This window comes from Pseudomonas sp. AL 58 (assembly GCF_036348395.1).
Taxonomy (GTDB): domain Bacteria; phylum Pseudomonadota; class Gammaproteobacteria; order Pseudomonadales; family Pseudomonadaceae; genus Aquipseudomonas; species Aquipseudomonas defluvii.
In genome coordinates, this window is the sequence record NZ_JAZBQR010000012.1 from 14536 (window position 1) to 39790 (window position 25255).

At 59.6% G+C, this 25255-nt stretch carries 27 protein-coding genes; 15 read left to right on the forward strand and 12 right to left on the reverse strand.

Annotation, left to right across the window (positions count from 1 at the left end):
• Positions 1-140: 140 nt before the first annotated feature.
• Positions 141-446, reverse strand: coding sequence for a DUF2288 domain-containing protein (locus UIA24_RS14400; protein ID WP_065760572.1), 306 nt, complete (start codon positions 444-446; stop codon positions 141-143).
• 362 nt (positions 447-808) lie between these two features.
• On the opposite strand from UIA24_RS14400, the gene UIA24_RS14405 reads away from it, so the two are divergent.
• From UIA24_RS14405 to UIA24_RS14425, 5 genes are all read left to right on the forward strand, one after another.
• Positions 809-1936, forward strand: a complete 1128-nt coding sequence (locus UIA24_RS14405; RefSeq protein WP_065760573.1) for a branched-chain amino acid ABC transporter substrate-binding protein — start codon at positions 809-811, stop codon at positions 1934-1936.
• Between the two features lie 228 nt (positions 1937-2164).
• Positions 2165-3088 carry a high-affinity branched-chain amino acid ABC transporter permease LivH gene (gene livH, locus UIA24_RS14410; RefSeq protein WP_065760574.1) on the forward strand — a complete coding sequence of 308 codons (924 nt, stop codon included), beginning with the start codon at positions 2165-2167 and terminating at the stop codon, positions 3086-3088.
• Positions 3085-4341: a high-affinity branched-chain amino acid ABC transporter permease LivM gene (locus UIA24_RS14415; RefSeq protein ID WP_065760575.1), complete on the forward strand. Its 1257-nt coding sequence runs from the start codon at positions 3085-3087 to the stop codon at positions 4339-4341. The genes livH and UIA24_RS14415 overlap by 4 nt, the downstream gene beginning before the upstream one ends.
• Positions 4338-5105 (forward strand): high-affinity branched-chain amino acid ABC transporter ATP-binding protein LivG, encoded by a 768-nt coding sequence (gene livG, locus UIA24_RS14420; RefSeq protein ID WP_065760576.1) that lies wholly within the window; start codon positions 4338-4340, stop codon positions 5103-5105. The genes UIA24_RS14415 and livG overlap by 4 nt, the downstream gene beginning before the upstream one ends.
• On the forward strand, positions 5106-5807 hold the full coding sequence (locus UIA24_RS14425; protein WP_065760577.1) for an ABC transporter ATP-binding protein: 702 nt from the start codon (positions 5106-5108) through the stop codon (positions 5805-5807).
• A gap of 76 nt (positions 5808-5883) precedes the next feature.
• On the opposite strand, the gene UIA24_RS14430 is transcribed toward UIA24_RS14425, so the two are convergent.
• Positions 5884-6792, reverse strand: coding sequence for a LysR family transcriptional regulator (locus UIA24_RS14430; RefSeq protein WP_065760581.1), 909 nt, complete (start codon positions 6790-6792; stop codon positions 5884-5886).
• Between the two features lie 98 nt (positions 6793-6890).
• Between UIA24_RS14430 and UIA24_RS14435 the strand changes: the two genes are divergently transcribed.
• The 3 genes from UIA24_RS14435 to UIA24_RS14445 all read left to right on the forward strand — a co-directional run bounded on the left by UIA24_RS14435 (position 6891) and on the right by UIA24_RS14445 (position 9943).
• On the forward strand, positions 6891-7490 hold the full coding sequence (locus UIA24_RS14435; RefSeq protein WP_065760582.1) for a short chain dehydrogenase: 600 nt from the start codon (positions 6891-6893) through the stop codon (positions 7488-7490).
• Between the two features lie 70 nt (positions 7491-7560).
• Positions 7561-8226, forward strand: a complete 666-nt coding sequence (locus tag UIA24_RS14440; protein WP_102053372.1) for a COG3650 family protein — start codon at positions 7561-7563, stop codon at positions 8224-8226.
• A 103-nt stretch (positions 8227-8329) separates the two neighbouring features.
• On the forward strand, positions 8330-9943 hold the full coding sequence (locus UIA24_RS14445; protein WP_102053373.1) for an NAD(P)/FAD-dependent oxidoreductase: 1614 nt from the start codon (positions 8330-8332) through the stop codon (positions 9941-9943).
• A gap of 56 nt (positions 9944-9999) precedes the next feature.
• On the opposite strand, the gene UIA24_RS14450 is transcribed toward UIA24_RS14445, so the two are convergent.
• Positions 10000-11094, reverse strand: a complete 1095-nt coding sequence (locus UIA24_RS14450) for a PLP-dependent cysteine synthase family protein (protein WP_065760585.1) — start codon at positions 11092-11094, stop codon at positions 10000-10002.
• A gap of 225 nt (positions 11095-11319) precedes the next feature.
• Between UIA24_RS14450 and nhaA the strand changes: the two genes are divergently transcribed.
• Positions 11320-12501, forward strand: a complete 1182-nt coding sequence (nhaA, locus tag UIA24_RS14455; RefSeq protein ID WP_330523147.1) for a Na+/H+ antiporter NhaA — start codon at positions 11320-11322, stop codon at positions 12499-12501.
• A 70-nt stretch (positions 12502-12571) separates the two neighbouring features.
• Here the strand turns inward: nhaA and UIA24_RS14460 are convergent, their stop codons facing one another.
• Entirely contained in the window at positions 12572-13036 is a 465-nt protein-coding gene (locus tag UIA24_RS14460) for a glycine zipper 2TM domain-containing protein (protein ID WP_065760426.1), read from the reverse strand.
• A 150-nt stretch (positions 13037-13186) separates the two neighbouring features.
• Between UIA24_RS14460 and UIA24_RS14465 the strand changes: the two genes are divergently transcribed.
• On the forward strand, positions 13187-13423 hold the full coding sequence (locus UIA24_RS14465; protein WP_065760427.1) for a hypothetical protein: 237 nt from the start codon (positions 13187-13189) through the stop codon (positions 13421-13423).
• Here the strand turns inward: UIA24_RS14465 and pdxH are convergent.
• The 5 genes from pdxH to dinG all read right to left on the reverse strand — a co-directional run bounded on the left by pdxH (position 13420) and on the right by dinG (position 20887).
• Positions 13420-14067, reverse strand: coding sequence for a pyridoxamine 5'-phosphate oxidase (pdxH, locus tag UIA24_RS14470; RefSeq protein WP_065760428.1), 648 nt, complete (start codon positions 14065-14067; stop codon positions 13420-13422). The two genes, UIA24_RS14465 and pdxH, sit on opposite strands and share 4 nt — an antisense overlap.
• Before the next feature lie 18 nt (positions 14068-14085).
• Positions 14086-15066 carry an OmpA family protein gene (locus tag UIA24_RS14475; RefSeq protein ID WP_330523148.1) on the reverse strand — a complete coding sequence of 327 codons (981 nt, stop codon included), beginning with the start codon at positions 15064-15066 and terminating at the stop codon, positions 14086-14088.
• Positions 15067-15166: 100 nt separating this feature from the next.
• Positions 15167-16312: a serine hydrolase domain-containing protein gene (locus UIA24_RS14480; protein WP_065760430.1), complete on the reverse strand. Its 1146-nt coding sequence runs from the start codon at positions 16310-16312 to the stop codon at positions 15167-15169.
• A gap of 150 nt (positions 16313-16462) precedes the next feature.
• Positions 16463-18661 (reverse strand): beta-galactosidase, encoded by a 2199-nt coding sequence (locus UIA24_RS14485; RefSeq protein WP_330523149.1) that lies wholly within the window; start codon positions 18659-18661, stop codon positions 16463-16465.
• 81 nt (positions 18662-18742) lie between these two features.
• Positions 18743-20887 (reverse strand): ATP-dependent DNA helicase DinG, encoded by a 2145-nt coding sequence (gene dinG, locus UIA24_RS14490; protein WP_330523150.1) that lies wholly within the window; start codon positions 20885-20887, stop codon positions 18743-18745.
• 97 nt (positions 20888-20984) lie between these two features.
• Between dinG and UIA24_RS14495 the strand changes: the two genes are divergently transcribed.
• Positions 20985-21449 carry a CopD family protein gene (locus tag UIA24_RS14495; protein WP_330523151.1) on the forward strand — a complete coding sequence of 155 codons (465 nt, stop codon included), beginning with the start codon at positions 20985-20987 and terminating at the stop codon, positions 21447-21449.
• 77 nt (positions 21450-21526) lie between these two features.
• Here the strand turns inward: UIA24_RS14495 and UIA24_RS14500 are convergent, their stop codons facing one another.
• The 3 genes from UIA24_RS14500 to UIA24_RS14510 all read right to left on the reverse strand — a co-directional run bounded on the left by UIA24_RS14500 (position 21527) and on the right by UIA24_RS14510 (position 23436).
• Positions 21527-22285: a hypothetical protein gene (locus tag UIA24_RS14500; RefSeq protein ID WP_102053381.1), complete on the reverse strand. Its 759-nt coding sequence runs from the start codon at positions 22283-22285 to the stop codon at positions 21527-21529.
• Positions 22278-22553, reverse strand: coding sequence for a DUF1145 domain-containing protein (locus UIA24_RS14505; RefSeq protein ID WP_102053382.1), 276 nt, complete (start codon positions 22551-22553; stop codon positions 22278-22280). The genes UIA24_RS14500 and UIA24_RS14505 overlap by 8 nt, the downstream gene beginning before the upstream one ends.
• 196 nt (positions 22554-22749) lie before the next feature.
• On the reverse strand, positions 22750-23436 hold the full coding sequence (locus tag UIA24_RS14510; RefSeq protein ID WP_330523153.1) for an OmpA family protein: 687 nt from the start codon (positions 23434-23436) through the stop codon (positions 22750-22752).
• A 128-nt stretch (positions 23437-23564) separates the two neighbouring features.
• Between UIA24_RS14510 and UIA24_RS14515 the strand changes: the two genes are divergently transcribed.
• Genes UIA24_RS14515 through UIA24_RS14530 form a run of 4 tightly spaced genes read left to right on the forward strand, consistent with a single transcriptional unit; the run spans position 23565 to position 25227 of the window.
• Positions 23565-24059, forward strand: coding sequence for a DUF6231 family protein (locus UIA24_RS14515; protein ID WP_065760437.1), 495 nt, complete (start codon positions 23565-23567; stop codon positions 24057-24059).
• Between the two features lie 4 nt (positions 24060-24063).
• Positions 24064-24540, forward strand: a complete 477-nt coding sequence (locus tag UIA24_RS14520) for a YchJ family protein (protein WP_065760438.1) — start codon at positions 24064-24066, stop codon at positions 24538-24540.
• A 4-nt stretch (positions 24541-24544) separates the two neighbouring features.
• Positions 24545-25018: an LEA type 2 family protein gene (locus tag UIA24_RS14525; RefSeq protein ID WP_065760439.1), complete on the forward strand. Its 474-nt coding sequence runs from the start codon at positions 24545-24547 to the stop codon at positions 25016-25018.
• Positions 25019-25023: 5 nt separating this feature from the next.
• Entirely contained in the window at positions 25024-25227 is a 204-nt protein-coding gene (locus tag UIA24_RS14530) for an SEC-C metal-binding domain-containing protein (protein ID WP_083199829.1), read from the forward strand.
• Positions 25228-25255 lie beyond the last annotated feature (28 nt).

The following is a 25255-nucleotide window of genomic DNA, read 5'->3' on the forward strand; positions in this document are numbered from 1 at the left end:
TCACCCGCAAAGCGGCTCTTATCAATCGGTACGGACTGTTACCGACACCCCTTGAAGTCGCTGGACTGTTACCAAGTGTCACCCCGGCTGAACAGTACCGCGCACCAACCATGAGCCACTGTGCATTTTTGCGCACCAAATCAGGGCGCCGGTTTTTCCTGAATCACGATCCAGGGGGAAACCACCACCGCCCATATCTGCGGATCTCGCGCCTGAAGGTCTAGCGCCTGCTCATCAGAGAGTTTGCCGACAGCACCCTCAGCGTGCCATGCAGCAAAGGCTTCGCCCCGGTTTTCGGCCATCGCCTCGGCGACCTCGATCAGGTCCAGTGTCGGCTTGACCCAAATCAGGTCACCCTTGGCCCAAAAACGCTCCAGTGCTTTCCACTCAATGACCGCGGTCTCGCCGAGCAGTTTGGCATAGAGGGTGCTTACTTCATCAGTCATGGGTTCCTACCAGAAATAATTCGGCTGCTAAAAGCCGGTATTTTTGCAGAAAACCCAGTTTCAAATAAGCAATTGATCGGTGAGTGCAGGAAAAGCCAAGGATTGCCGACATATAGGGCAAAACTGAAGACGCTTTTTTATAACTTTCAGTCAATTAAGCGACGCGCCCAGGTTTTGCCTCTGCGAGCCCGCTTTTCAAGCGATGAAGCGGCGCTCTACACTGTACCGGTACAGTTGCCGGGGGTAAGGCCGGGGAAATTCGGGTCTGCGGTATGAGGCGAGGCCTCGACGGAGAACCTGATCCGGTCCTGTAGCTTTGGCCGCCAGGACTATAAAAAATACAACAGAATGAGTGGAGCACTATGAGTAAGGCTACTAAGCAGATTTCCAAGCTGTTTGCCGCAATGGTTCTGGCCGGGGTTGCCAGCCATTCGTTTGCCGCCGATACCATCAAGATCGGCATCGCAGGTCCCAAGACCGGTCCGGTCACTCAGTACGGCGACATGCAGTTCATCGGTGCCAAAATGGCCATTGAGCAGATCAACGCCAAGGGCGGCGTCGACGGCAAGATGCTCGAAGCCAAGGAATACGACGACGCTTGCGACCCTAAACAAGCCGTGGCCGTAGCGAACAAAGTGGTCAACGATGGCGTCAAGTTTGTCGTCGGCCACCTGTGCTCCAGCTCTACCCAACCTGCCTCCGACATCTATGAAGATGAAGGCGTGATCATGATCACCCCGGCAGCCACCAGCCCGGATATCACTTCCCGTGGCTACAAGATGATCTTCCGCACCATCGGTCTGGACAGCGCCCAGGGTCCAGCGGCTGGCAACTACATTGCCAACCACGTGAAGCCGAAGGTCGTTGCCGTTCTGCATGACAAGCAGCAGTACGGTGAAGGTATCGCCACCGCCGTGAAGAAAACCCTCGAAGAGAAAGGCACCAAGGTTGCCGTCTTTGAAGGCCTGAACGCTGGCGACAAGGACTTCTCCTCGATCATCCAGAAGCTCAAGCAAGCCAACGTCGACTTCGTCTACTACGGCGGCTACCACCCAGAGCTGGGCCTGATCCTGCGTCAGTCCAAGGAAAAAGGCCTGAACGCCAAGTTCATGGGCCCAGAAGGCGTCGGCAACGACTCCATCTCGCAGATCGCCCAGGACGCCTCCGAAGGCCTGCTGGTTACCCTGCCGAAATCCTTCGATCAGGACCCTGCCAACAAGGCACTGGTACAAGCCTTCGCCGACAAGAAGCAGGACCCGACCGGCCCGTTCGTGTTCCCGGCCTACTCGGCTGTAGAAGTGATTGCTGAAGGCATCAAGGCCGCCAAGAGCGAAGACACTGCCAAGGTAGCTGCTGCTATCCACGCGGGCACCTTCAAGACCCCGACGGGCGACCTGTCCTTCGACGACAAAGGCGACCTGAAAGACTTCAAATTCGTGGTCTACCAATGGCATTTCGGCAAACCTAAAACCGAAGTTTCGCCTCAATAACCCAGTCTGACCATTGACTAAGAAGCCCACTGTGCGAGCAGTGGGCTTTGTTTTACGAGGTTCATGGACCTGATTCCCGCGATCCGGGAGCTGGTTCACCTGAAAATCTTAAAACCGTCACCAGCGGTTCGCTGGCAGGTGCTGGTACCGAAGTGGCCAAAGACCACAAGGCACCACACGGGGCTCCCCCACCAGTGAAATGCGTATCAGGTTTTTAGGAGCGCTGTAATGCCTGAGATCTATCACTTTTTCCAACAGCTGGTTAATGGTCTGACCATTGGCAGCACCTATGCCTTGATAGCCATTGGCTACACAATGGTTTACGGCATCATTGGAATGATCAACTTCGCCCATGGCGAGGTCTACATGATCGGTTCTTACGTGGCCTTCATCGTCCTTGCCGGGCTGGCCATGATGGGGCTTGATTCTCTGCCGCTACTGATGACCGCCGCGTTTCTTGCGACGATCGTCGTGACCAGTGCCTATGGCTACAGTATTGAACGGGTCGCTTACCGTCCCTTGCGTAACAGCAACCGGTTGATCCCGCTGATTTCTGCCATTGGTATGTCGATTTTCCTGCAAAACACGGTACTGCTCTCGCAGGACTCCAAGGACAAGTCCATTCCCAACCTGATTCCGGGGAGTTTCTCCTTCGGCCCAGGTGGTGCTGAGGAAGTCCTGATTTCCTACATGCAGATTCTAGTGTTCGTGGTCACTCTGGTGGCCATGACCGGCCTCACCCTGTTCATCTCCCGTTCGCGCTTGGGCCGTGCCTGCCGTGCCTGTGCCGAAGACATCAAGATGGCCAACCTGCTGGGGATCAACACTAACAACATCATCGCCCTGACCTTCGTCATCGGTGCCGCACTGGCAGCCGTGGCGGCCGTGCTGCTGAGCATGCAGTACGGTGTGATCAACCCTAACGCCGGTTTCCTGGTGGGCCTGAAGGCCTTCACCGCGGCGGTCTTGGGCGGCATTGGCAGTATTCCGGGCGCCATGCTCGGTGGGCTGGTGCTCGGGGTGGCTGAAGCCTTTGGCGCCGATATCTTCGGTGACCAGTACAAGGACGTTGTGGCATTCGGCCTTTTGGTTCTGGTGCTGTTGTTCCGGCCGACCGGCATTCTGGGCCGTCCGGAGGTTGAAAAAGTATGAACAGACATCTCAAATCGGCGTTTTTCAGCGCCTTGCTGGTATGGGCCGTGGCCTTCCCGGTACTGGGGCTCAAACTGAGCATCGTCGGTATCAACCTGGAAGTTCAGGGCACTGGTCCTCTCACCCTCACCGTGATCGCCGTGTGTTCGGTGCTGATGTTCCTGCGTGTGCTGTTCGACAAGCAGTGGAGCGCACTGATGCGGTCCGCGCCGAAAGGCTCGCTGGTATCGCCCAAGGTCAGCAACTTCCTGACCCTGCCGCGTACCCAGCGCTGGATCATCCTCGGCTTGGTCGTCGCGGCGCTGATCTGGCCGTTCTTCGGCTCCCGTGGTGCGGTCGATATCGCCACCCTGATCCTGATCTATGTGTTGCTCGGGCTGGGCCTGAACATCGTGGTCGGTCTGGCCGGTCTGCTCGACCTGGGTTATGTCGGCTTCTACGCCGTCGGCGCCTACAGCTACGCGCTGCTGTCGCACTACTACGGCCTGAGCTTCTGGATCTGCTTGCCGATTGCCGGCCTGATGGCAGCCACCTTTGGCTTCCTGCTCGGTTTCCCGGTACTGCGCCTGCGCGGTGACTACCTGGCAATCGTGACCCTGGGCTTCGGTGAAATCATCCGCCTGTTCCTGCGTAACCTGACCGGGCTGACGGGTGGCCCCAACGGTATCAGCAACATCGAGAAGCCAACCTTCTTCGGCCTGACCTTTGAACGCAAGGCCGCCGAGGGCATGCAGACCTTCCACGATTACTTCGGCCTGCAGTACAACTCGATCAACAAGGTGATATTCCTGTACCTGGTGGCATTGCTGTTGGCGCTGTTTGCACTGTTCGTGATCAACCGTCTGCTGCGCATGCCGATCGGTCGTGCCTGGGAAGCCCTGCGCGAAGACGAAATCGCCTGCCGTGCCTTGGGCCTGAACCCTACCGTGATCAAGCTTTCGGCCTTCACGCTGGGTGCTTGCTTCGCCGGCTTCGCGGGCAGCTTCTTTGCCGCGCGCCAAGGCCTGGTGACACCGGAGTCGTTCACTTTCATCGAGTCGGCGATCATCCTCGCCATCGTCGTGCTGGGCGGCATGGGCTCGCAATTGGGCGTGATTCTCGCGGCCATTGTGATGATCCTGCTACCCGAACTGATGCGTGACTTCAGCGAGTACCGCATGTTGATGTTCGGTGCCCTGATGGTGTTGATGATGATCTGGCGTCCGCAAGGTCTGCTGCCTATGCAACGTCCTCACATGGAGCTGCGTCGATGAGCCGCGAAATTCTTCAAGTCAGCGGCCTGAGCATGCGCTTCGGCGGCTTGTTGGCGGTCAACGGCGTGGCCCTGACCGTCAAGGAAAAACAAGTGGTTGCCCTGATCGGCCCGAACGGTGCCGGCAAGACCACGGTGTTCAACTGCCTGACCGGTTTCTACAAGCCCAGCGCGGGTACGATTCTGCTCGACGGCCAGCCGATCCAGGGCCTGGCCGGTCACCAGATCGCCCGCAAGGGCGTAGTACGAACCTTCCAGAACGTGCGTCTGTTCAAAGAGATGACCGCACTGGAAAACCTGCTGATTGCTCAGCACCGGCACCTGAACACCAACTTCCTCGCCGGCCTGCTCAAGACCCCAGGCTTTCGCCGCAGTGAGCGCGAAGCGATGGAGTACGCGCACTTCTGGCTGGACAAGGTCAACCTCACCGAGTTCGCCAACCGTACGGCCGGTACCCTGGCCTACGGTCAGCAGCGTCGCCTGGAAATCGCTCGCTGCATGATGACCCGTCCACGGATCCTCATGCTCGACGAACCCGCTGCCGGCCTGAACCCAAGGGAAACCGAAGACCTCAAGGCACTGATCGGTGTGCTGCGCGAAGAGCACAACGTCACGGTCCTGCTGATCGAGCATGACATGAAGCTGGTCATGAGCATCTCCGACCACATCGTTGTGATCAACCAGGGCACCCCGCTGGCCGACGGTACACCGGAACAGATCCGCGATAACCCTGAAGTGATCAAAGCCTACCTGGGGGAAGCGTAAATGCTGCAGTTTGAAAACGTTTCCACTTTCTACGGCAAGATCCAGGCGCTACACAGCGTCAATGTTGAGATCCGTCAGGGCGAAATTGTCACCCTGATCGGCGCCAACGGCGCTGGCAAGTCAACCTTGCTGATGACGCTCTGCGGTTCGCCACAAGCCCACAGCGGCAGCATCCGCTACCTGGGCGAAGAGCTGGTTGGCCAGGACTCTGCCCGCATCATGCGCAAGAGCATTGCGGTGGTTCCGGAAGGTCGCCGCGTGTTCTCTCGTCTGACCGTCGAGGAAAACCTGGCCATGGGCGGTTTCTTTACCGCCAAGGGCGACTACGAAGAGCAGATGGACAAGGTGCTGCACCTGTTCCCACGGCTCAAGGAACGCTTCAGCCAGCGCGGCGGCACCATGTCCGGTGGCGAGCAGCAGATGCTTGCCATCGGCCGTGCGCTGATGAGCAAACCGAAGCTGTTGCTGCTCGACGAGCCATCACTGGGCCTGGCGCCGATCATCATTCAACAGATCTTCGACATCATCGAACAACTTCGCCGTGATGGCGTGACGGTGTTCCTGGTGGAGCAGAACGCCAACCAGGCGTTGAAGATCGCCGACCGTGCCTACGTGCTGGAGAACGGTCGGGTGGTGATGGAAGGGACAGGGGAAACCTTGTTGACCGATCCGAAAGTGCGTGATGCCTACCTGGGCGGTTGATAACCGTTTTTAGCGGTCAATGAAAAAACGATCCTTCGGGATCGTTTTTTTTGCCCAACCGTCTTACGCCACGCACTCACAACTGCCCCAATACGGTACTGCCACGCTGAAACCAGCGCCTCAGGTAGTCGGCCAGTACCTGAACCTTTTTCGGCATTGCGCTCTGGTAGGGATGTACAAGAAACAGCGGCGTGCTACGGGTCTGAAAGTCCCGGAGCAACCAATGCAGTTGGCCGTTACTCAACTCTGCCGCCAGCATGTAAGACGGCAGGCGAGCAATCCCGACGCCGAGCAAAGCCGCCTTTTTCAGCAAGCTGTAATGGTTACTCGCAAAGGAACCGCTGACCGGCACACGCAGCAATTCGTGTTGTTGGTGATACAACCACTCCTCGCGACCACGGTAGTGACTGTTCAGCAGGCAGCGGTGCTCGCTCAACGCCATTGGGGTCTTCGGCTCACCAAAGCGCTCCAGGTACGCGGGGCTGGCGCACGTCAGTTCCTGCATGGCCAACAATGGCCGGGCAACTAACCGGGCATCGCTCTGGACTTCGGTACGAATCGCCAGATCGAAACCTTCACCCAACAGATCCCGATAGCTATTGCTCAACTCAAGCTCTACCTGCAACTGAGGGTGCGTCTCGGTGAACTCGAGCAACAAGCCTTCAAAGAAGGTCTCACCCAGCGACACGGGCACCGTCAATCGCACGGGGCCAGACAGGTCATCCTTAAGCATGGCCAAGGCCTGCCTTGCCCCATTCATCTGCCGGACTAATGCCTGGGCCTGCGGCAACAGCATGGCGCCGGCGGCCGTGAGGCTCAGGCGACGGGTCGTGCGATGCAGCAACTTCACCCCATGGCTGCTTTCCAACTGACTGATCCGCTTCGACAATTGCCCTTTGCTCCACCCCAACTGCCCTGCGGCCAGGGTGAAACTACCGGCATCCATCAAGACAGCGAAGGCCGCCAAATCGTCCAGCTCACTCATGGATTGTTTCCATAGAAAAACAAAAGGTTGCCTATTAGCACGCTTATCGACGCAAAAATCCACCGTAGACTTGGGCCATTCCCCCAAAGGAGCGTGCGATGAAAATTCTGTTGATCGGTGCCAGCGGCACCATTGGCTCGGCAGTGGCAAACGAGCTGGAGCAGCGCCACGACGTGCTGCGCATTGGCCGCACCCGCGGCGACTACCAGGTGGATATCAGTAGCAGCGCGTCTATTCGGTCACTGTTCGAACAGACCGGCCGTTTCGATGCCCTGGTCTGTGCAGCGGGCAACGTGACCTTCGCCGCACTGGAGGATATGACCGAGGAGCACTTCGCCCTTGGCCTGAACGATAAGCTCATGGGCCAGGTCAACCTGCTGTTGATCGGCCGCGAGTTCATCAATGATGGCGGCTCCTTCACCTTCACCACCGGCATCACCAGCCACGACCCGATCCGCACCGGCAGCTCGGCAAGCCTGGTCAACGGCGCCATCGACGCCTTCGTCAAGGCAGCCGCTATCGAACTGCCGCGCGGCCTGCGAGTCAACTCGGTCAGCCCGAACGTGCTGGTCGAAGCCATGCCTGCATACGCCCCTTACTTCCGCGGGTTCAAGCCTGTGCCCGCTGCCGATGTAGCCCTGGCTTATGCCAAGAGCGTAGAAGGCCTGCAGACCGGCCAAACCTATCACGTTGGCTAAACCCTTGAGATTGAGCGCCAGCCTGAGTAACGTGGCGACACTTTTCCGGTAGAGACTTGGAGCTCTTTCGATGCGTGTCGCCCCTTCCCTGTTGTTAGCCGCCCTGCTGCCGTTGTTCGCCGGTTGCCAGATGTTTGCCGAGAAGACCTCGGTCTCTACGGCGGGAATGACCCGTCTGCAGGGTGAGCTCAAGGCCGAGGGCGGCAAGCTGCTGTTCCAACCCTGTGGAGAAAGCCGCCGCTTTGTGGTTCAGGACAGCGGCAACACCAGCCTCTTGCAGGAAGCCGCTACCCTGGCCAGCGAGCCCGGCGCACTGTTTGCCGACGTACGCGGTACGCTCAGCAGTAACAGCGGCAACGATGGCCAGTTCAACGTACACCAGTTGTACCGGGTCGAGCGCTCCAACAGTGCCTGCAGCGACCCCAACTTCAAGCGCCTGACCTTGCGCGCCAGCGGCCATGAACCCGAATGGAACGTGAAGGTCAGTGGCAAGGGCATGGTGCTTGACCGCCCTCAGGAAGCCTCCCTGGCACTGCCCTATCTGGAAGAACAACTGCCCGATGGCCGCTTCAACCTGAGTAGCGAAGCCAATGGCCAACGCGTAGAACTGTGGGTAGCGCCGCAACGTTGCGTCGATAGCATGACAGGCGCTGTACAGCACCTGAGTGCAGAGCTGCGTATCAACGGCAAGACCTTGCGTGGCTGCGGTTACTACGGTGGTTCACGCAACGACTGACCGTCGGCGCGTTTATCCTGCCTGAAGCGCTGATGAAAGGCTTATACTTGGCGGTTTGTGCAAAGCTGCCGGCCCTTTCATGGCCGGGATACTGGACCCTGTCATGCTACGAATCACTGAACTGAAGTTGCCGCTGGACCATACTGACGAAGCCCTGCGCGAAGCCATTGTGCAACGCCTGGGCATCAGCGATGACCAGTTGCTGGACTTCACCCTGTTCAAGCGCAGCTACGATGCGCGCAAGAAGAACACCGAACTGCTGTTCATCTACACCATCGATGTGGACGTGCGTGACGAGGCCGCGCTGCTGCACACGTTCGCCGATGACCGCAACATCGGCCCCGCTCCGGATGTCAGCTACAAGCCGGTGGGCCAAGCCCCTGAAGGCCTGACCGAGCGCCCGATCGTGGTTGGCTTCGGCCCCTGCGGGATCTTTGCAGGCCTGTTGCTGGCCCAGATGGGCTTCAAGCCGATCATCCTTGAACGCGGCAAGGAAGTACGCCAGCGCACCAAGGACACCTGGGGCCTGTGGCGTAAAAGCGTACTGAACCCAGAATCCAACGTGCAGTTTGGCGAAGGCGGTGCCGGGACCTTCTCCGACGGCAAGCTCTACAGCCAGATCAAGGACCCGCATCACCACGGCCGCAAAGTGCTGAACGAGTTCATCAAGGCCGGCGCGCCAGAAGAGATCCTCTACGTCAGCAAACCGCATATTGGTACCTTCCGCCTGACCGGCATGGTCGAAAACATGCGTCATGAGATTCAGGCGCTCGGAGGCGAGGTTCGTTTCGAGCAGAAGGTTACCGACCTGCTGATCGACAACGATCAGTTGCAGGGCGTGGTGTTGGAAAACGGCGAACAGCTGCATTCCCGGCATGTGGTTCTGGCCCTGGGCCACAGTGCCCGTGACACCTTCCGTATGCTGCACGCCCGTGGTGTGTTCATGGAGGCCAAACCGTTCTCGATCGGCTTCCGTATCGAGCACCCGCAATCGCTGATCGACAAGGCGCGCCTGGGCAAATACGCCGGCCACCCCAAGCTCGGCGCAGCCGATTACAAACTGGTTCACCACGCCAAGAACGGTCGCGCGGTCTACAGCTTCTGCATGTGCCCAGGCGGTACCGTGGTCGCAGCGACCAGCGAGCCTGGCCGCGTGGTCACCAATGGCATGAGCCAGTACTCGCGCAATGAACGCAACGCCAACTCCGGTATTGTCGTGGGTATCACCCCCGAACAAGACTACCCGGGTGGCCCGCTGGCGGGCATTGAGCTGCAAGAGCGCCTGGAAGCGCATGCCTATGTACTGGGTGGCAGCAACTATCAGGCCCCGGCACAGCTGGTCGGTGATTTTGTCGCAGGTCGCCCCTCTACCGCACTGGGTAGCGTCGAGCCTTCCTACAAGCCAGGTGTAAGCCTGGGCGACCTGGCGCCAAGCCTGCCGGACTTCGCCATTGAAGCGATCCGCGAAGCCCTTCCGGCCTTCGACCGTCAGATCAAGGGCTACAACCTGCACGATGCCGTGCTCACAGGGATCGAGACGCGCACCTCCTCGCCGCTGCGGATCACCCGTGGTGCGGACATGCAAAGCCTGAACATCAAAGGCCTGTACCCAGCCGGTGAAGGTGCCGGTTATGCTGGCGGCATTCTCTCTGCCGGCGTCGATGGCATTCGTATCGCCGAAGCCGTCGCGCGGCAGATGCTGGGCCTCAACGACTGATCCGGTCCGTCGGCGCCTGCAAGCGGATTGCAGGTGCCGACAGCTGTACAGGGGCTCTACAGACCAGCGTGCAACACGCTTTCCGGTAGGGGCTCTGCGCGCTCTGCGCAGGCGGCGACGGCTGCAATCAGGCCGTCAAGCTGATACCCCTGCCCATTCAACCAGGCCTGATCGTAATAAGTGGTGGCATAGCGCTCGCCACTGTCACACAGAATGGCAACAATCGACCCCGCCTCCCCCGCAGCCTTCATATGCTGCGCCGCCGCCAACGCGCCGATCAGGTTGGTACCGCTGGAACCGCCGACATGCCGGCCAAGACGCTGTGCCAGGTAATGCATGGCCGCCAGCGACAAGGCATCGGGCACCTTGACCATCGCATCGATCACCTGCGGTAGAAACGACGCTTCAACCCTTGGCCGGCCTATGCCTTCGATGCGCGAACCACACTCCAACCGCAACGAGCGGTCACCGCTGCAATAGCTCTCGAAGAACACCGAACGTTCGGCATCAGCACACAACACCCGGGTGGCATGCTGGCGGTAGCGCACATAACGCCCCAACGTCGCGGTAGTGCCGCCGGTTCCTGGGCTGGATATCAGCCAGGCAGGCTCTGCATGGCGCTCAAAGCGCATCTGGGTAAAGATCGACTCGGCAATGTTGTTGTTCGCCCGCCAGTCGGTGGCGCGTTCAGCATAGGTGAACTGGTCCATGAAATGCCCGCCGCTCTCGCGGGCCAAGCGTTCAGACTCTGCATAGATCTGCGTGGGGTCCTGTACCAGATGGCTCTGACCACCGTAAAAAGCGATCTGTGCGATCTTTTCCTGGGACGTACTGGCCGGCATGACCGCAATGAACGGCAGCCCCAGAAGCCGGGCAAAGTAGGCTTCAGAAATCGCCGTGGAACCGCTGGATGCCTCGATAACCGGCGCACCAGGGCGCAACCAGCCGTTGCACAGCGCATACAGGAACAGCGAGCGGGCCAAACGGTGCTTGAGGCTGCCCGTTGGATGGCTGGATTCGTCCTTGAAGTACAGCTCAACGCTTGGAAATCCAGGCAGTGGCAAAGGAATCAGATGAGTATCAGCACTACGCTGAAAGTCTGCTTCAATGACTCGAATGGCTTCACGCGCCCACTGACGTTGGTTGCTCATACTGGACTCTCATGGGTTGTGATCAATGACCCCAGCGGGTCATAAGGAAAATTCCTACAAGACAGACAGATACGGCTGCACTCAAATTTCCGACTCGACTGCTAGGCTGGCCGTCCTAATGCTGAGCAACAGCTTATAACAAAAAAGAATATAATTTTTGTTTTAATGCCTAAGCTCACAGGTTAGGGTGTATCCCTTTTTTGAATTTCAGGATGGAGAGCGACCTTGCCTCTGCGTAGCACTTTCACTCGTTTCTTTCAGTTGGAAGCTGCCAGCGGTCTGTTGCTGATTGCTGCAGCCGCCCTGGCACTTATCGTCAACAATTCACCCCTGTCCTTTCTCTACAATGGCCTGCTCGAGGTGCCTGTCGTTGCCCAGGTCGGCGCGCTTAAAATCGCCAAGCCTCTGCTATTGTGGATCAACGATGGCCTGATGGCGCTGTTCTTCCTGCTCATTGGCCTTGAGGTCAAGCGCGAGCTGGTTGACGGGCACCTGTCCAAACCCTCGCAAGTGGTTCTGCCCGGCGCAGCTGCGATTGGCGGCATGGTTGTACCGGCGCTGATCTACTGGTTCCTGAACAAGGACAACCCGGCTGCCGTGGCGGGCTGGGCTATCCCTACCGCGACCGACATTGCCTTCGCCCTGGGCGTGCTCGCGCTGCTCGGCAAGCGGGTCCCGGTATCGCTCAAGCTGTTCTTGATGACCCTCGCGATCATCGACGACCTTGGCGCGATCGTTGTCATCGCCCTGTTCTACTCCGGTGAGCTGTCAAGCCTGTCGCTGATGTTGGCGGGCGCCTGCCTGCTGACACTGATCGCGATGAACCGACTGGGCGTCATCAAGCTTGGCCCCTACATGATCGTCGGCCTGATCCTCTGGGTCTGTGTACTCAAGAGTGGCGTACATGCCACGCTGGCAGGCGTCACGCTGGCACTGTGTATCCCGCTGCGCACGAAAAACGCCGAGCCGTCTCCGCTGATGAGCCTGGAGCACGCCCTGCACCCGTGGGTCGCCTTCGGTATCCTGCCGCTGTTTGCCTTCGCCAATGCAGGCGTTTCATTGGCCGGTGTCACGGTAGAGAGCTTCACCCACCACGTGCCCATGGGCATCGCCGTCGGCTTGCTGCTGGGCAAGACCGTTGGTGTATTCGGCCTGACCTGGATAGCCGTAAAGACTGGCCTCGCGGCCTTGCCGACCGGCGCCAACTGGGGGCAGATTCTCGGCGTGGCGGTTCTGTGCGGCATTGGCTTCACCATGAGCCTGTTCGTCGGCTCGCTGGCGTTTGAGCCGGGTAGCAGCGAATTTGCCGGCATGGACCGAATGGGTATCCTGACTGGCTCGATCCTTGCCGCACTGATCGGTTATGCAATCACGGCAATGGCCAGCCGCAAGACCGCCAAGGCCTGAAACACGCAGGCAATAAAAAACCCCGACCGGCCAAGCCGCGTCGGGGTTTTGTTTTTTATGCGCCGGGGTATCAGCGAGTCACGCGGCTGGTGCCGTCGACGGTCATGATGCGTACACGGTCACCCACGCGGAAAATCTCGTTTTCCTGAACCTGTTGCACATAGGCGCGCATGCTCCCGTCATCTTCGCGCACGGTGATTTCAACACCCTGAGTACGCGTAATGCCCTCTTCTGCCGCAGAGCCGAGCAGGCCGCCGGCAACCGCGCCAATCACGGCGGCCACCACGCTGCCACGGCCACCACCAACGCCACTGCCGGCTACGCCACCAACGATGGCACCCGCACCACCACCGATGGGCGTCTTGGTACCTTCGATTTTCACCGGTCGCAGAGACTCAATGGTCCCCATGCGTACGGTCTGCACGCGCCGAGCCTCATCACGGGAGTAGGAGTCACCGGTCAGGCTGGACGCACAACCACCAAGAAGCAGTGACAGGGTGGTCACGGACGCTACCAGCAGAACAGATTTACGCATAGGATCATCTCCAAAAGACAAGTTGCCATTAGACTCCGCGCGTTGACGGCTGTCACGACAGCGGCAGTATAAAATTGCTTCCATACAGCATCCGTACAGGCGGCCCATCGACCGGTCTGTAAAAACTGTTTTTACTGCGCAAGGATAAACATGGATTACTTCATCATCGCGGCCACTACCGTCGCGGGTTTGTACTTCCACTGGTGGCTCTACGTCCGCATCAAGCGCTGGTCGGACCGTGACCTGGCGCTCTCGTTGGCAGGTAGCGATCCCCTGAAGCGCGAGTACATGCTACAGCGGTTAGACAGCGCCAAGACCCAGAAGGTCAAACGCCGTGACCTGGCAGCCTGGCTGGAACGCGAAGCTGCCGGGTATCAGGCGAGTTAAGGCGCCAGGCGCTCACGCACCCAGTGCCCATCCACCAAGCGGTAGTTGAGGCGGTCATGCAAACGGCTTGGACGCCCCTGCCAGAATTCGATGCGATCGGGCAGCAAACGGTAACCGCCCCAATGCTCAGGGCAATGCGGCTGGCTGTCGCTGAAGCGCTGCTCAGTGTCCTTGAGCAACGCTTCGAGCTCTGCACGGTCTGCAATCACCTGGCTCTGCGGTGAAGCCCAGGCCCCCAGGCGACTGCCCAAAGGGCGAACCTGGTAGTACGCATCGGACTCCTGTGGCGACACCTTGACCACCTTGCCTTCAATGCGCACCTGCCGCTCCAGGGCTGGCCAGAAGAAGGTCATGGCGCCATAAGGGTTGTACAGCAGTTGCATGCCCTTGGCGCTGTCATAGTTGGTAAAGAACGTGAAACCCTGCTCATCCAGCCCCTTGAGCAACAACACGCGACAATGTGGACGGCCATCTGCATCGACCGTCGCCAGGGTCATGGCGTTGGCCTCTACAGGTGGCTGTTCGGTTTTAACAGCTTCAGCGAACCATTGGTGGAACAGAACGAACGGCTCGCTCGGTGCCTGGGCTTCAGCCAGTCCATCACGGGTGTAGTCACGGCGCATATCGGCCAGAGTCTGGGTCATAGCAGCGTTCCTTGACGATCAGTTGGTCTTCGCGGTACTGACGGCAGCAACATCCTTCGCCGCTGGCGCTTTCTTGGCCGTTGGCTTGGCAGCTGGCTTGCTGGCTGCAGCCTTCTTCACCGCGGTGTTCTTCTTCGCTACGGTTTTCTTGGCCGCCGCGGCTTTCTTGGTCGGCGTCTTGGCCGATGGTTTGGCTGCGACCTTGGCCGGTGCTTTGGCATCCTGTACCGCAACCAGCTCAGCCGGGCTTGGCGTTGGTTGACTGTACTTGCTGAGCAACGCCAACATGGTGTCTTGCGGGGTCAGTACCATCTCCACCCGACGGTTCAACGCACGGCCTTTCTGGCTGTCATTGGCCGCACGCGGCATCAACGAGCCCATGCCACGCAGCATCAAGCGGTCACGTTGCAGGCCGCTGAGACGGAAAATCGCTGCCACCGACTGTGCCCGCTCCTGGCTGGTCTTCTGGTTAGCCGCTGTCGCACCGCTGGTATCACCATGCCCCACGACCAAAACAGCTGTTTTTGGATCGCTCTCGATGACCTTGGCCACCTGAGTGATCGGCCCTAACGTGACCGGCAGCAACATTGCAGGGCGATCAGGGTTGAATGAGCTGTCAACCGGCGCAGTGATGACCAGTACATTATCACGGCGCTCCAGTTCGAACTTGCTGCCCTTGATCGCTTCACGCAAGCGCGGTTCATAGTTGTCGAGCCAGGCCTGGGTCACCTTCGGATCAGGCATCTTCAAGGCTTTAGGTGCATCTACCTTCTTGCTCTCGCCAAATGGCCACCACCCGTGGCTCTCACTTTCAGACTTGGCGTCGGCCTTGGCCACTTTCTCATCGATCGCTTTTTTCACATCCTGATCAGCAACCTTTTCGCTACCACCAAATGGCCACCAGCCATGATCGTTTTTCGCCGAAGCGTTCTGCGGGTGCTGGGCGCATCCGGTTACCGCAAGGCACAAAGCAAGCGCGAGCGTTTTATGAGAGTACATCAACGATACACCGTAAAAAGGATTAAGAATCGGCCGATACAGCCGGGCCGTTGGAAAGCAAAATGGGCCATGGGTTCCAGCACCTGGTCGACATGACTGGTCACAGGCACGTCGCTAGCACCCGTACAAGTTTCTGGGCACGCGGGTCCATCAACACATAGGGGCCCAGGGTGTTGGTGACAAAGCCAAAGGCAACATCGTATTCAGGGTCGGCAAAGCCAACCGAACCACCCGCTCCCGGGTGCCCGAACGCCCTGCGCCCGAGGCCAAAGGTGGCATTGGGAACGTTTGGTTGATCCAGCATCACGCCCAGGCCGAACCGGGTCTGCGTCAGCAAGGTCAGGTCCTGGCCGATACTGTGCTCGCGGGTCAACTCATCCAGAAGCTCCGCCTCAAGCAGGCTGCCCTCCAGCAAACCGGCATAGAAACCGGCCAGGCTTCTGGCATTGCCATGACCATTGGCCGCTGGCTGCTGCATACGGCGCCACTCTGGCTTGTTGGTGCTGGTGAGCACCGAAGGCGGGTTGGTAAACGCTCGTGTCGATAATGCCTGGGGCTCGCGCATGGTCACTTGCAGCAGGCGCTGGGCCGCTTCATCCCCCATCACACCTTTGCCACGGGCGACGTGAGCAACGCGGTGAAACGCTTCATCGGCCAAGCCGATGTGGAAATCCAGGCCCAATGGCCGTGCGGTACGTGCAACGATTGAGGTACCCGGCTCCCGACCATCAGCGCGGCGAATCAATTCGCCAACCAGCCAACCGAAGGTAATCGCGGCATAGCCATGGGCAGTACCGGGCGTCCACCAGGGGGCTTCGGCGGCAAGGGTATCGACCATTGTCTGCCAGTTGTACAACGCTTCGGCAGGCAGTAATTCACGGATGGCAGGCAGGCCGGCTTGATGGCAAAGCAACTGGCGCAGGGTGATGGCTTCTTTACCTGCCGCTGCGAACTCCGGCCAGTAGCGCGCCACTGGCGCGTCGAGCTGCAACTTGCCCTCACCGACCAGTTGCAGTGCAGTCACGGCAGTAAAGGCCTTGGTGCAGGAGAACACATTGGCGATGGTGTCGCTGTGCCAGGCCTGCTCGCCGTCCTTGTCAGCGCTACCGGCCCAAAGATCGACCACCGTCTCTCCGCCAACCTGAATACACAGCGCTGCGCCGCGCTCCTGAGGATCGTCGAACAAGCCGGCAAAGGCTTCGCGTACCGCTTCGAACTGAAGTTCGTAATGACCCTGAATCTGCACCTGCCGACTCCCTGCACAACCCGTGTTCTAAATGGCGTGCATTGTTCCAGCCTGACGCCGATTTGGGAACAGATAGCTGGCGAATGGTTGCGCAGGACAATACCGCCCAGATCGGCTCCTGCAACAACCGCAGGAGCCGAGAGTTGAACCCTACTTGGCGAGCTGTTCCTGAGCCTGCAGGTTGGCCTTGCGTACGGCACCGATAAAACCCTGGAACGGTACATCGGTAATGCCGACCAGACCAAAGTGACCGTTTTCACCGTCGAGCAAACGTCCGCTGGCAGGCTGGTCCATGTATTGGAACCAGTGCGCGCCAACAATCATAGGCTCGGCCAAAGCGGCCTTGAGGAAGTTCGCATAGGCAGGCCCTCGGTCTTCTTCCCGGGCAACCTCCATTGGCCCGGGCCAAAACGGCCCACGGTCCCGTGAGCCGAACTGAAACTCAGACACCAGTACCGGCTTGTCCAGTGCCTTGAGCTGAGTGAAGTCATAGCCATCTTGAGGCGTGGGTGTGTAGAAATTGAAACTGATCACATCACAGTACTCGGCACAGGCTGCAACCGCCTCCGGACTGCTCACCGCATAGCGGCCGCCCAGCAACAGGTGGTTGGGCGCATGCCAGTTCAACGCGTCGTCGATGGTCTTGAAGTAGGTTTGCGCAAATACCTTCTGGAAATACTGGTAATCCGCTTCTATCTCGGGGTGCTCAGGATTAGGCAGTGGCGCCTCGAATCCCGGGTCTTCCATGAGTTCCCAGGCCGTCAGCTGGATGCCCCAGGCCTTGGACAGCCCCTCCTGGTTGCGGTACTTGTCTCGCAGTTGCTTGAGAAATGCGCGCTTGGCGGCCACGTCCGTAGTCTGGCGCAATGTACCGAACGCCAAGGCATAGCGGGCCTTCGGGTCATCGCCCGGTGCCGCCCAGGCCAATTCGTTATCCGCAAAGTATCCGATCAACCAGGGATCATCCCGGTGATCACGCGCAGCGATGGCCACTGCGCGCTCGGTCGCCATCGCAAAACGCGGATCAAACGGGTCGGGCATGGCCCCCCACCAGTCCATCCCGGTACTGATACTGCTGTAGTCGCCCACGATGGCCAGCGGCAGGGTGTAAGGCACGCGACCAAGTTGCCCCAAGGCCGGGTCGCTCCAGTTCCCCAAGGTGTTGAAGCCCCAGGCCTGCAATCGGTCGAGGGCATGAGACTGCCAGCGCTTGGCATCAAGGCTCACCGCAGGACAGTGACTGGCATCGGCACAGGGCCGGCCGTAGCTGCGCTCAAGGTTGGCAGCATAGAAATCGAACCAACGGCCCTGATCGAACGCGCGACCACGGGAGGAACCATTGCCATCGTGATTGTTCCCTTCACCATAGAGGGACGCCAACCGCTCCTGGCCTTGCGGCAGGCTCGTAAACATCGCCTCACGGCCCTCGACATAGGTACGGCCACCGTCTGCAGCCACGGTGTTGACCCCTAGCGAGTAGAACGGATGCCCTTCAGGTGTGACAAGGTACCAGCGACCGTCGCGCTTCTCGGTACGAAAGAAGCCCTTGGCCTCAAAGGCCAGCCCGCCCTTCCAGCCACCGAAGGTATCTAGCGGCAACTTGGCACGCTCAACCAGCCACCCCTTGAGCTGTTGCTGTTCCTTGGCAGCAGCGCTGCGCAGTTGCTCATCACTGGTCACCTTCTCAGGCCAGCGACCGCGACTGAACTGGCCATAGCCATCGATAATGCCGGCATAAGCGGCCTTTTGCAGTTGATCGTCGTCCTGTGTGCCGAAACGCTCGATGAGCACGCTTTGGGCGACATTAGGCTTGGTCATCGACAAGGTCACTGACACCACCTGCGAGAGGTCCAGTTCGCCCGCACTGCTGGTCAGCAACACGCGCTGGCCCTCATGCACCCAGGGCATCGGCGGCCCGGCACGCATGCCCTGGCTCAGCGGTGAACTGGCCTTGAGCGGCACCCATACAGTCTGCGCAGGGCCGGCAGGCAGGTCGATGCGACTGGTAAGGGTCTTGCCATCGCTGCTCTGGAGCGTGACATCCAGCGTCAACGCCCAATCCATTGCACTTTGCAGGCGCAAGGTCATGGCGCTTGCAGTTGACCAGTCCCAGGCCCCCGTCTGCGGGCTGAGGCGCAGGCTCGGACGCTGCGCCGGGTTGAAAACCACACGCCGCAGCACCTCGCCTTCCGCCGTTTGCTCTGCATTGTACTGCGGCAAGCTGGCATCCTCGGTCGCGACCTGCACCACGGCGGTCGGACGAACGAAGCTGAACAGCGTCTGTTGCCCGGCCAGAAGCGGCTGAGCGAACAACAGGGCGAATACGGCAGGCAGGGTGCGGTGAAGCATAAGGCTGGAGCTCTCCTTGATGACCCGGGTGGGCCTTGATCTCAGTGATAGACAACGCCCAGGTACATTAAGCTCCGGGCGTCAGGAAATTTCCCGGCGAAACGGTGGCAATGCATTGAGAATAGCCTTGCCATAGCGTTGGGTGACCACGCGACGATCAAGCAGGGTAATGATGCCGCGGTCTTCCTCTGTACGCAGCAGGCGACCACAGGCCTGGATCAGGCGCAAGGACGCATCCGGGACAGCAATCTCCATGAACGGATTACCGCCTCGCGCTTCGATCCATTCGGCCAACGCGGCTTCAACCGGGTCATCAGGTACCGCGAAGGGGATCTTGGCGATGACCACGTGCTCGCAGTAGGCCCCCGGCAGGTCGACACCTTCAGCAAAACTGGCCAAACCAAACAGCACACTGGAATCGCCACCGTCCACCCGCGCCTTGTGCTTGTTCAAGGTTTCCTGCTTGGACAGGTTGCCCTGGATAAACACCTGCTTGCGCCAATCACGGTCCAGGCCATCGAAGACGTCCTGCATCTGTTTACGCGACGAGAACAGCACCAGCGAGCCCCGCGAGCCTTCGACCAATTCAGGCAGGTCGCGGATGATCGCGGCTGTATGTGCAGCCGCATCACGGGGGTCGGCGCGCAAATCAGGCACACGTAGCACGCCTGCGTCGACATGGTGAAACGGGCTCGGCACAACCGCAGTCACAGCGGCCTTGGGTAAACCCGCACGCATGCGGAAACGGTCGAATTTACCCAGGGCTGTCAGGGTAGCGGAAGTAACCAGTGCGCCATGGGCCACGCTCCAGAGGTTGCGCCGGAGCATTTCGGCGGCAAGGATCGGGCTGGCGTTAACCTCAATGTCAAACAATGCGCCGCTTTCAGCCAAGGTCAGCCAACGCGCCATGGGCGGGCTGTCCTCAGGATCTTCGGCGGTAAAGGCAGTCCACAGCTCCCAGTTGCCTTGGGCGCGCATCAACAGGCTGCCGAACAGCGGGTACCACTCTTCAGCCTGATGGCTGGCGATGCCGATGTTCACCTCGCCATCCATACCCTCCTTGAGCAACTCGGTCAGGCGGGTGAACAGGTCGTTCAAGCGCGAAAAGCCTTTCTTCAGCTCGATACCCATTTCCCGCATGTGCTCAGGCACCACGCCTGCCACAAAGCGGTGACGCGGGCGCTCACGTCCCTCCATGTCTTCACCGGCACGGAAGTCCGCCAGTTGCTCGCAGGCCGTGAACATGAACTGTTGCTGCGTCTTGATCTCTCGCGCCAGATCCGGCACCTGTTCGATCAGCTTGCCGAGATCGCCCGGCAGTGGATGCTGGGCCAACAGCTTGGTCAGGTTCTTGGCCGTTTGCTCAAGCCAGTCGGCGGTGGAGCGCAAACGCGTGTAGTGCGCGAAATGGCCAATGGCCTTGTCCGGCAGGTGGTGCCCTTCGTCGAAGACATAAATAGTGTCGCGCGGATCGGGCAGCACTGCACCACCGCCCAGGGCCAGGTCGGCCAGGACCATGTCATGGTTGGTCACGATGACATCGACCTTGCCCATGCCTTCACGGGCCTTGTAGAAGGTACATTGCTGGAAATTCGGGCAATGTCGGCCGGTGCATTGGCTGTGATCAGTGGTCAACCGTGCCCAGTCCTGATCCTCCAGAGCCTGAGGCCAGCTGTCGCGGTCACCGTCCCATTTATTGCCGGCAAGTTTCTCGATCATGCTGGTGAAGAGCTTCTGGCTGGCTTCGTCCACCTCGATCTTGAAGCCTTCTTCCTCGAACAACTGGGCCGTCGCCGACTGTGCATGGCCTTCCTGCAACAGCAGGTCGAGCTTGGACAGGCACAGGTAGCGCCCACGCCCCTTGGCCAGGGCGAAGCTGAAGTTCAGGCCACTGTTGCGCATCAGGTCCGGCAGGTCCTTGAATACGATTTGCTCCTGCAGGGCAACCGTGGCGGTGGCAATCACCAGGCGCTTGCCAGCAGCCTTGGCCGCCGGAATCGAAGCGAGGCTGTAGGCCACGGTTTTACCCGTACCGGTACCGGCCTCGACCGCCACCACCGCAGGGTCGCCGCTGCGTCGTCCCTCGTCGTCGCACTCGATATCGCCCAATACTTTGGCGACTTCGGCAATCATCAGGCGCTGGCCATAGCGCGGTTTGAGGCTCTTGGCTTCGAGAAAACGCGAGTAGGCGCCCTGAATTTGGGATTTGAGTTCGTTGCTGATCATGGTGTCGGGGCGCCCGAAGGGCTGGATATATTTTCAGTGTTTCGATTGGGCCGCTATCATAACCCGCTATTGCCCTTTGCGCTGAACGGAGTTCCCGATGACCGCCTTTGCCATCCCTTATAGCCTGCATGTTCTGGCCGCCCTGGTCTGGGTCGGCGGCATGTTCTTCGCCTGGCTGGTACTGCGCCCGGCCGCTGTTGCCGCCCTGGACGGCCCTGCTCGCCTGCGCCTCTGGGTAGAAGTGTTTCAGCGTTTTTTCGTGTGGGTCTGGATTGCCGTCGCGGTGCTGGTGATCAGCGGCATGGGCATGCTGCACCTGCGCTTTGCCGGTTTTGAAACGGCCCCACGCTATGTACAGGTGATGATTGGCGGCGCTATCGCCATGTTGGCGCTGTTTATTCGTATCCAGACGTTGCTGCTGCCTGCACTGCGCAAGGCCGTGCAGGCTGAAGACTGGTCGGCAGGTGCCGGTGTACTCGGGCGGATTCGTCGACTGGTCGGCGTAAACCTGTTGCTGGGCCTGGCCGTGGTAGCGGTGGCCTCTTCACGTCTGCTGGTGTGATCTCACAAGGCTGATCGGCAGGAAGCGAGCGTGCCAGCGCTACAGACGCTGCGTACGTGCCGCCCCCGCCGAGGGTTTTACAAACGCTTCAGTGTGAAGGCGCCTGCCGCGCCCGCCAAACCGGGCTGCCCTGGTGCGCCAGGTTTGCCGCTTGCGCCGCCTTGGGTACGGTACACAAAGCACCCTTTGCTCGCACCGCCTTTCCCCGGTTTACCGGCAGCACCAGCCAGGCCCGGCGCCCCACCATCCACTCGCACCTTGATCTGAGCCTCGGGGTAGCTGGCGGGCAGCGCCAACAGCACACGCCCACCTGCTGCGCCGTCATGGCCATCACCACCGTTCTGGCCGTTCGCCCCGGGTTCAGCCTGCCCCCAGGTACAGCCACCGGCCTTGCCATTGGCCCCATCAAGCCCGACATACCCAGGTGCACCTGCCCCTCCGCGAGCGTCAATCGACAGTTGCGCGGCCTGCAAACGATGCAGGCGCAGCTCAAGGTCTCGTCCCGGCATGGCAGCTTTCTCGAATGTCCCGGGGGCACCGTGGGCAAGGATCTGGCTGCCATCCGCCAACTCGGCAGCGCCAGCTTCAATACGTAGCGCCTGCCCAGCCGGTACAACCGCGATCCGCGCCTCTCGGCCCAGGCGCAACGAGCCGACATTCAGTTCAGTCAAACTGGCCGGCAACAGCAAGGTCCCGTAGTCCGCCACATCAAGGCGTTCGAGTTGAACCACGCTGCTTTTGTTGGGCAGACGCAGTACTGAATGCGCTCCGACACTCAGGCTCTCGGCCATTGCCAATGGGCTGACCAATGTCAGCAACACCATGAATTTACGCATGACCTGCCTCCTGGCGCGGTGCCGGTATCGATTGGATGTGGAAAATACCGACAAGCAGGATCTGCAGACGGTCGAACCAACGATGGCTGCGCTCACGCAGAAGACGGTTGAACACCAGCACTTCCAGGACATGCAATGCCAACACTGTCGCCCCAGCGGCGTTGATCAGCAGGTGGAAGGGTTTTTCCGCAGGACTGAGCAGATTCATCAACACCACCCACCAGAACACCACTGTCAAGGCCTTGCCCAGGCCCCAGAACACCTTCATACGCGCCCGCCCCTCTCGACTTATTCTTTTTATTGGCAATACCAAGACCTCAATCCCTCGGCATCGCCTGCAACAGTAACCCCGCCTCCCGACTTGCGCCAGAGGGTAGCGCTATCGGAAAGGCTTCTGCATCGGCGTTAATACACAGACAAAGGCAAGCCCACGGCACGTCTGGGGCCGTGGGCCTGATAGAGGCTCAGCGCTCGATCCGGATTTCCACCCGGCGGTTCATACTGCGGCCATCGTCCGTTTTGTTATCAGCCACTGGCTGACTTTCGCCTGCGCCCCGTACCGATACGAAGCTACTGCGCGGTACGCCGCTTTCAACCAGATAGTCGGTCACTGAATAAGCGCGGCGCTCAGACAGTTTCTGGTTGTAGGCATCGCTGCCGACACTGTCGGTATGCCCGGTCACGCTCAGCCTGGCGCCCGGTGCCTCGCTTTTCAGACGACTGGCAACCTTGTCCAGACGCACTTTATCCGCGGCGGTCAGCTTGGCTGAGTTGAACATGAAGTGGACATCACGAATAACGATCACTTCTTCCTTGACCACTACCGGTTGCTCAACAACCGGTGCAGGTGGACAACCGTTGGCATCGACCTGAACGCCGCGCGGTGTGCCCGGGCACTTGTCGCGGCTGTCCGGCACGCCATCGTGATCTTCGTCACCGTCGCCATTGGCCCAGCAGTAGCCGGCTGCCAGGCCGCCACCGAGCAACGCGCCCCAGCCTGCCCAGCTGGAACTCTCGATTGCACCCAACGCAGCGCCGCCGACGCCTCCGACGGCGGCACACTTAGGCCAGTCGGTTTTTTGCAAACCTGCACAACCAGTCAACACGCTGGTTAGCAGAACCAGAGGTAATGCTGTGCGTACTATGCTCATTTGATGCGTCTCCTCGGGGAATCGGTGCATAACCGATGCTCAGTTGAGTAAAGACCGCACACCCCAACTCCGCCAGCAATAAGCCATGACTCAGTGTAGTCTTGGATTATCTGATTTGAGGACTGCTGATGACCGAGAGTTTTTCCCAACGCACCCCACAGCAGGCATTGGCTGCTCTGCTGGAGCGCCAGGCACCGCAACGCTTGTTGGTCGTAGGCAGCCGTTTCCCGGCTCTGGATGCGTTCGCGCAAGCCCACCCGCAGGCTGAGATTCACGTCACCAATCCTGGCCCCCTCCCCCTTGAACTCGCCTCGCAACGCTTTGATTTGGCACTGTTGGTCGACTGCCTGGAGCATTTGCCCAGACGCCAAGGCCTGGAACTGTTGGGCGGTATCCGAAACCTCAACGCCAGTCGGGTTGCGGTACTGGCCGACCTGCCCGCGTGCGGCTGGAAAGACACCGACTTCTTCGCCCTGGCCCTCCAGGCCAGTGAACGCTTCCAACGCGACGAGCAGGTGCTAAGCCTGTTCACCTATGATCTACGAGAATACAAGCAGGTTCCGGACTGGCTGAATGCCAAGTTCTGGGCCAACCCGCAGAATTTTGGAAAGTACTGGTGGTAGAACAATGAGTGTCACGGTTTGTCCCTGTGGCAGCGGCAACCTGCTGGATGCCTGCTGCGGCCACTATCACGCAGGCTCGCCGGCCCCTGACGCACAGACGTTGATGCGTTCGCGCTATAGCGCCTACGTATTGGGGTTGGTCGATTACCTGGTGGCAACCACCCTGCCCATTCAGCAAGCAGGCCTGGACCGCAACGCCATTGCCGAGTGGAGTACGCAGAGCACCTGGCTGGGGCTGGACGTGGAATCTGCTGAAGTCTTTGGCGGGCAACCGGAACATGCCTTCGTGACCTTCACCGCACGCTGGCATGACAGCACCGGTGAGCACGCCCATCGCGAGCGTTCGGCATTTGTGCAGAACAAGGGTACCTGGTACTTCATCGACCCGACGGTTGGATTGAAAGCCGGGCGCAATGACCCTTGCCCCTGCGCTAGCGGACAGAAGTTCAAGAAGTGCTGTGCCAGCTATCTAGGAAGCTAGCCTGATGCCTATTCGAACCAGCCTCATGCTGATAAGCCTTCTACTATTGAGTGGCTGTGCGAGCTGGTTCGGAACTCCCTACCAAGACCCAGAGGTTCATCTGGTCAAGGTCGAAACCGTCAAGGCACGTCTGCTGCAACAAGAGTTCGTACTGCATTTTCGCATCGACAACCCCAACGATTCACGTCTGCTGGTCAGGGCACTGCGCTACAAGGTGCGGCTGAATGAGCTGACGCTGGCCGAGGGCGAGTCCGACCAGTGGGTCAATGTGGCCGCCCACAGTCACAAGACATTCAAGGTGCCAATAAGGACCAACCTCTGGGAACACCTCAAGGACGTCGTCAAGCTGCTCAAGCATCCTGAACGACCGATCCACTACCGACTGGATGGCGACCTGAGCAGCGGATTTTTCTGGCCACGCAGCCTGCACTTATCACGCAGTGGTGAGATAATTCCCGGCGATTTTATTCCGGAGTAACCGCAATGACCCAGCAACCTCATGTTCATGGCCCCGATTGCAACCACGATCATGACCATCACCACGATCACGACCATGGTCATGTCCATGGCCCGCACTGCAACCACGCGCCTCAAGAGCCTGTACGCAATGCCCTGAAGGACGTTGGCCGTAACGACCCATGCCCATGCGGCAGCAACAAGAAATTCAAGAAGTGCCACGGGGCCTGAGGGCAGCCGCGTAGATCAACGCTGCATC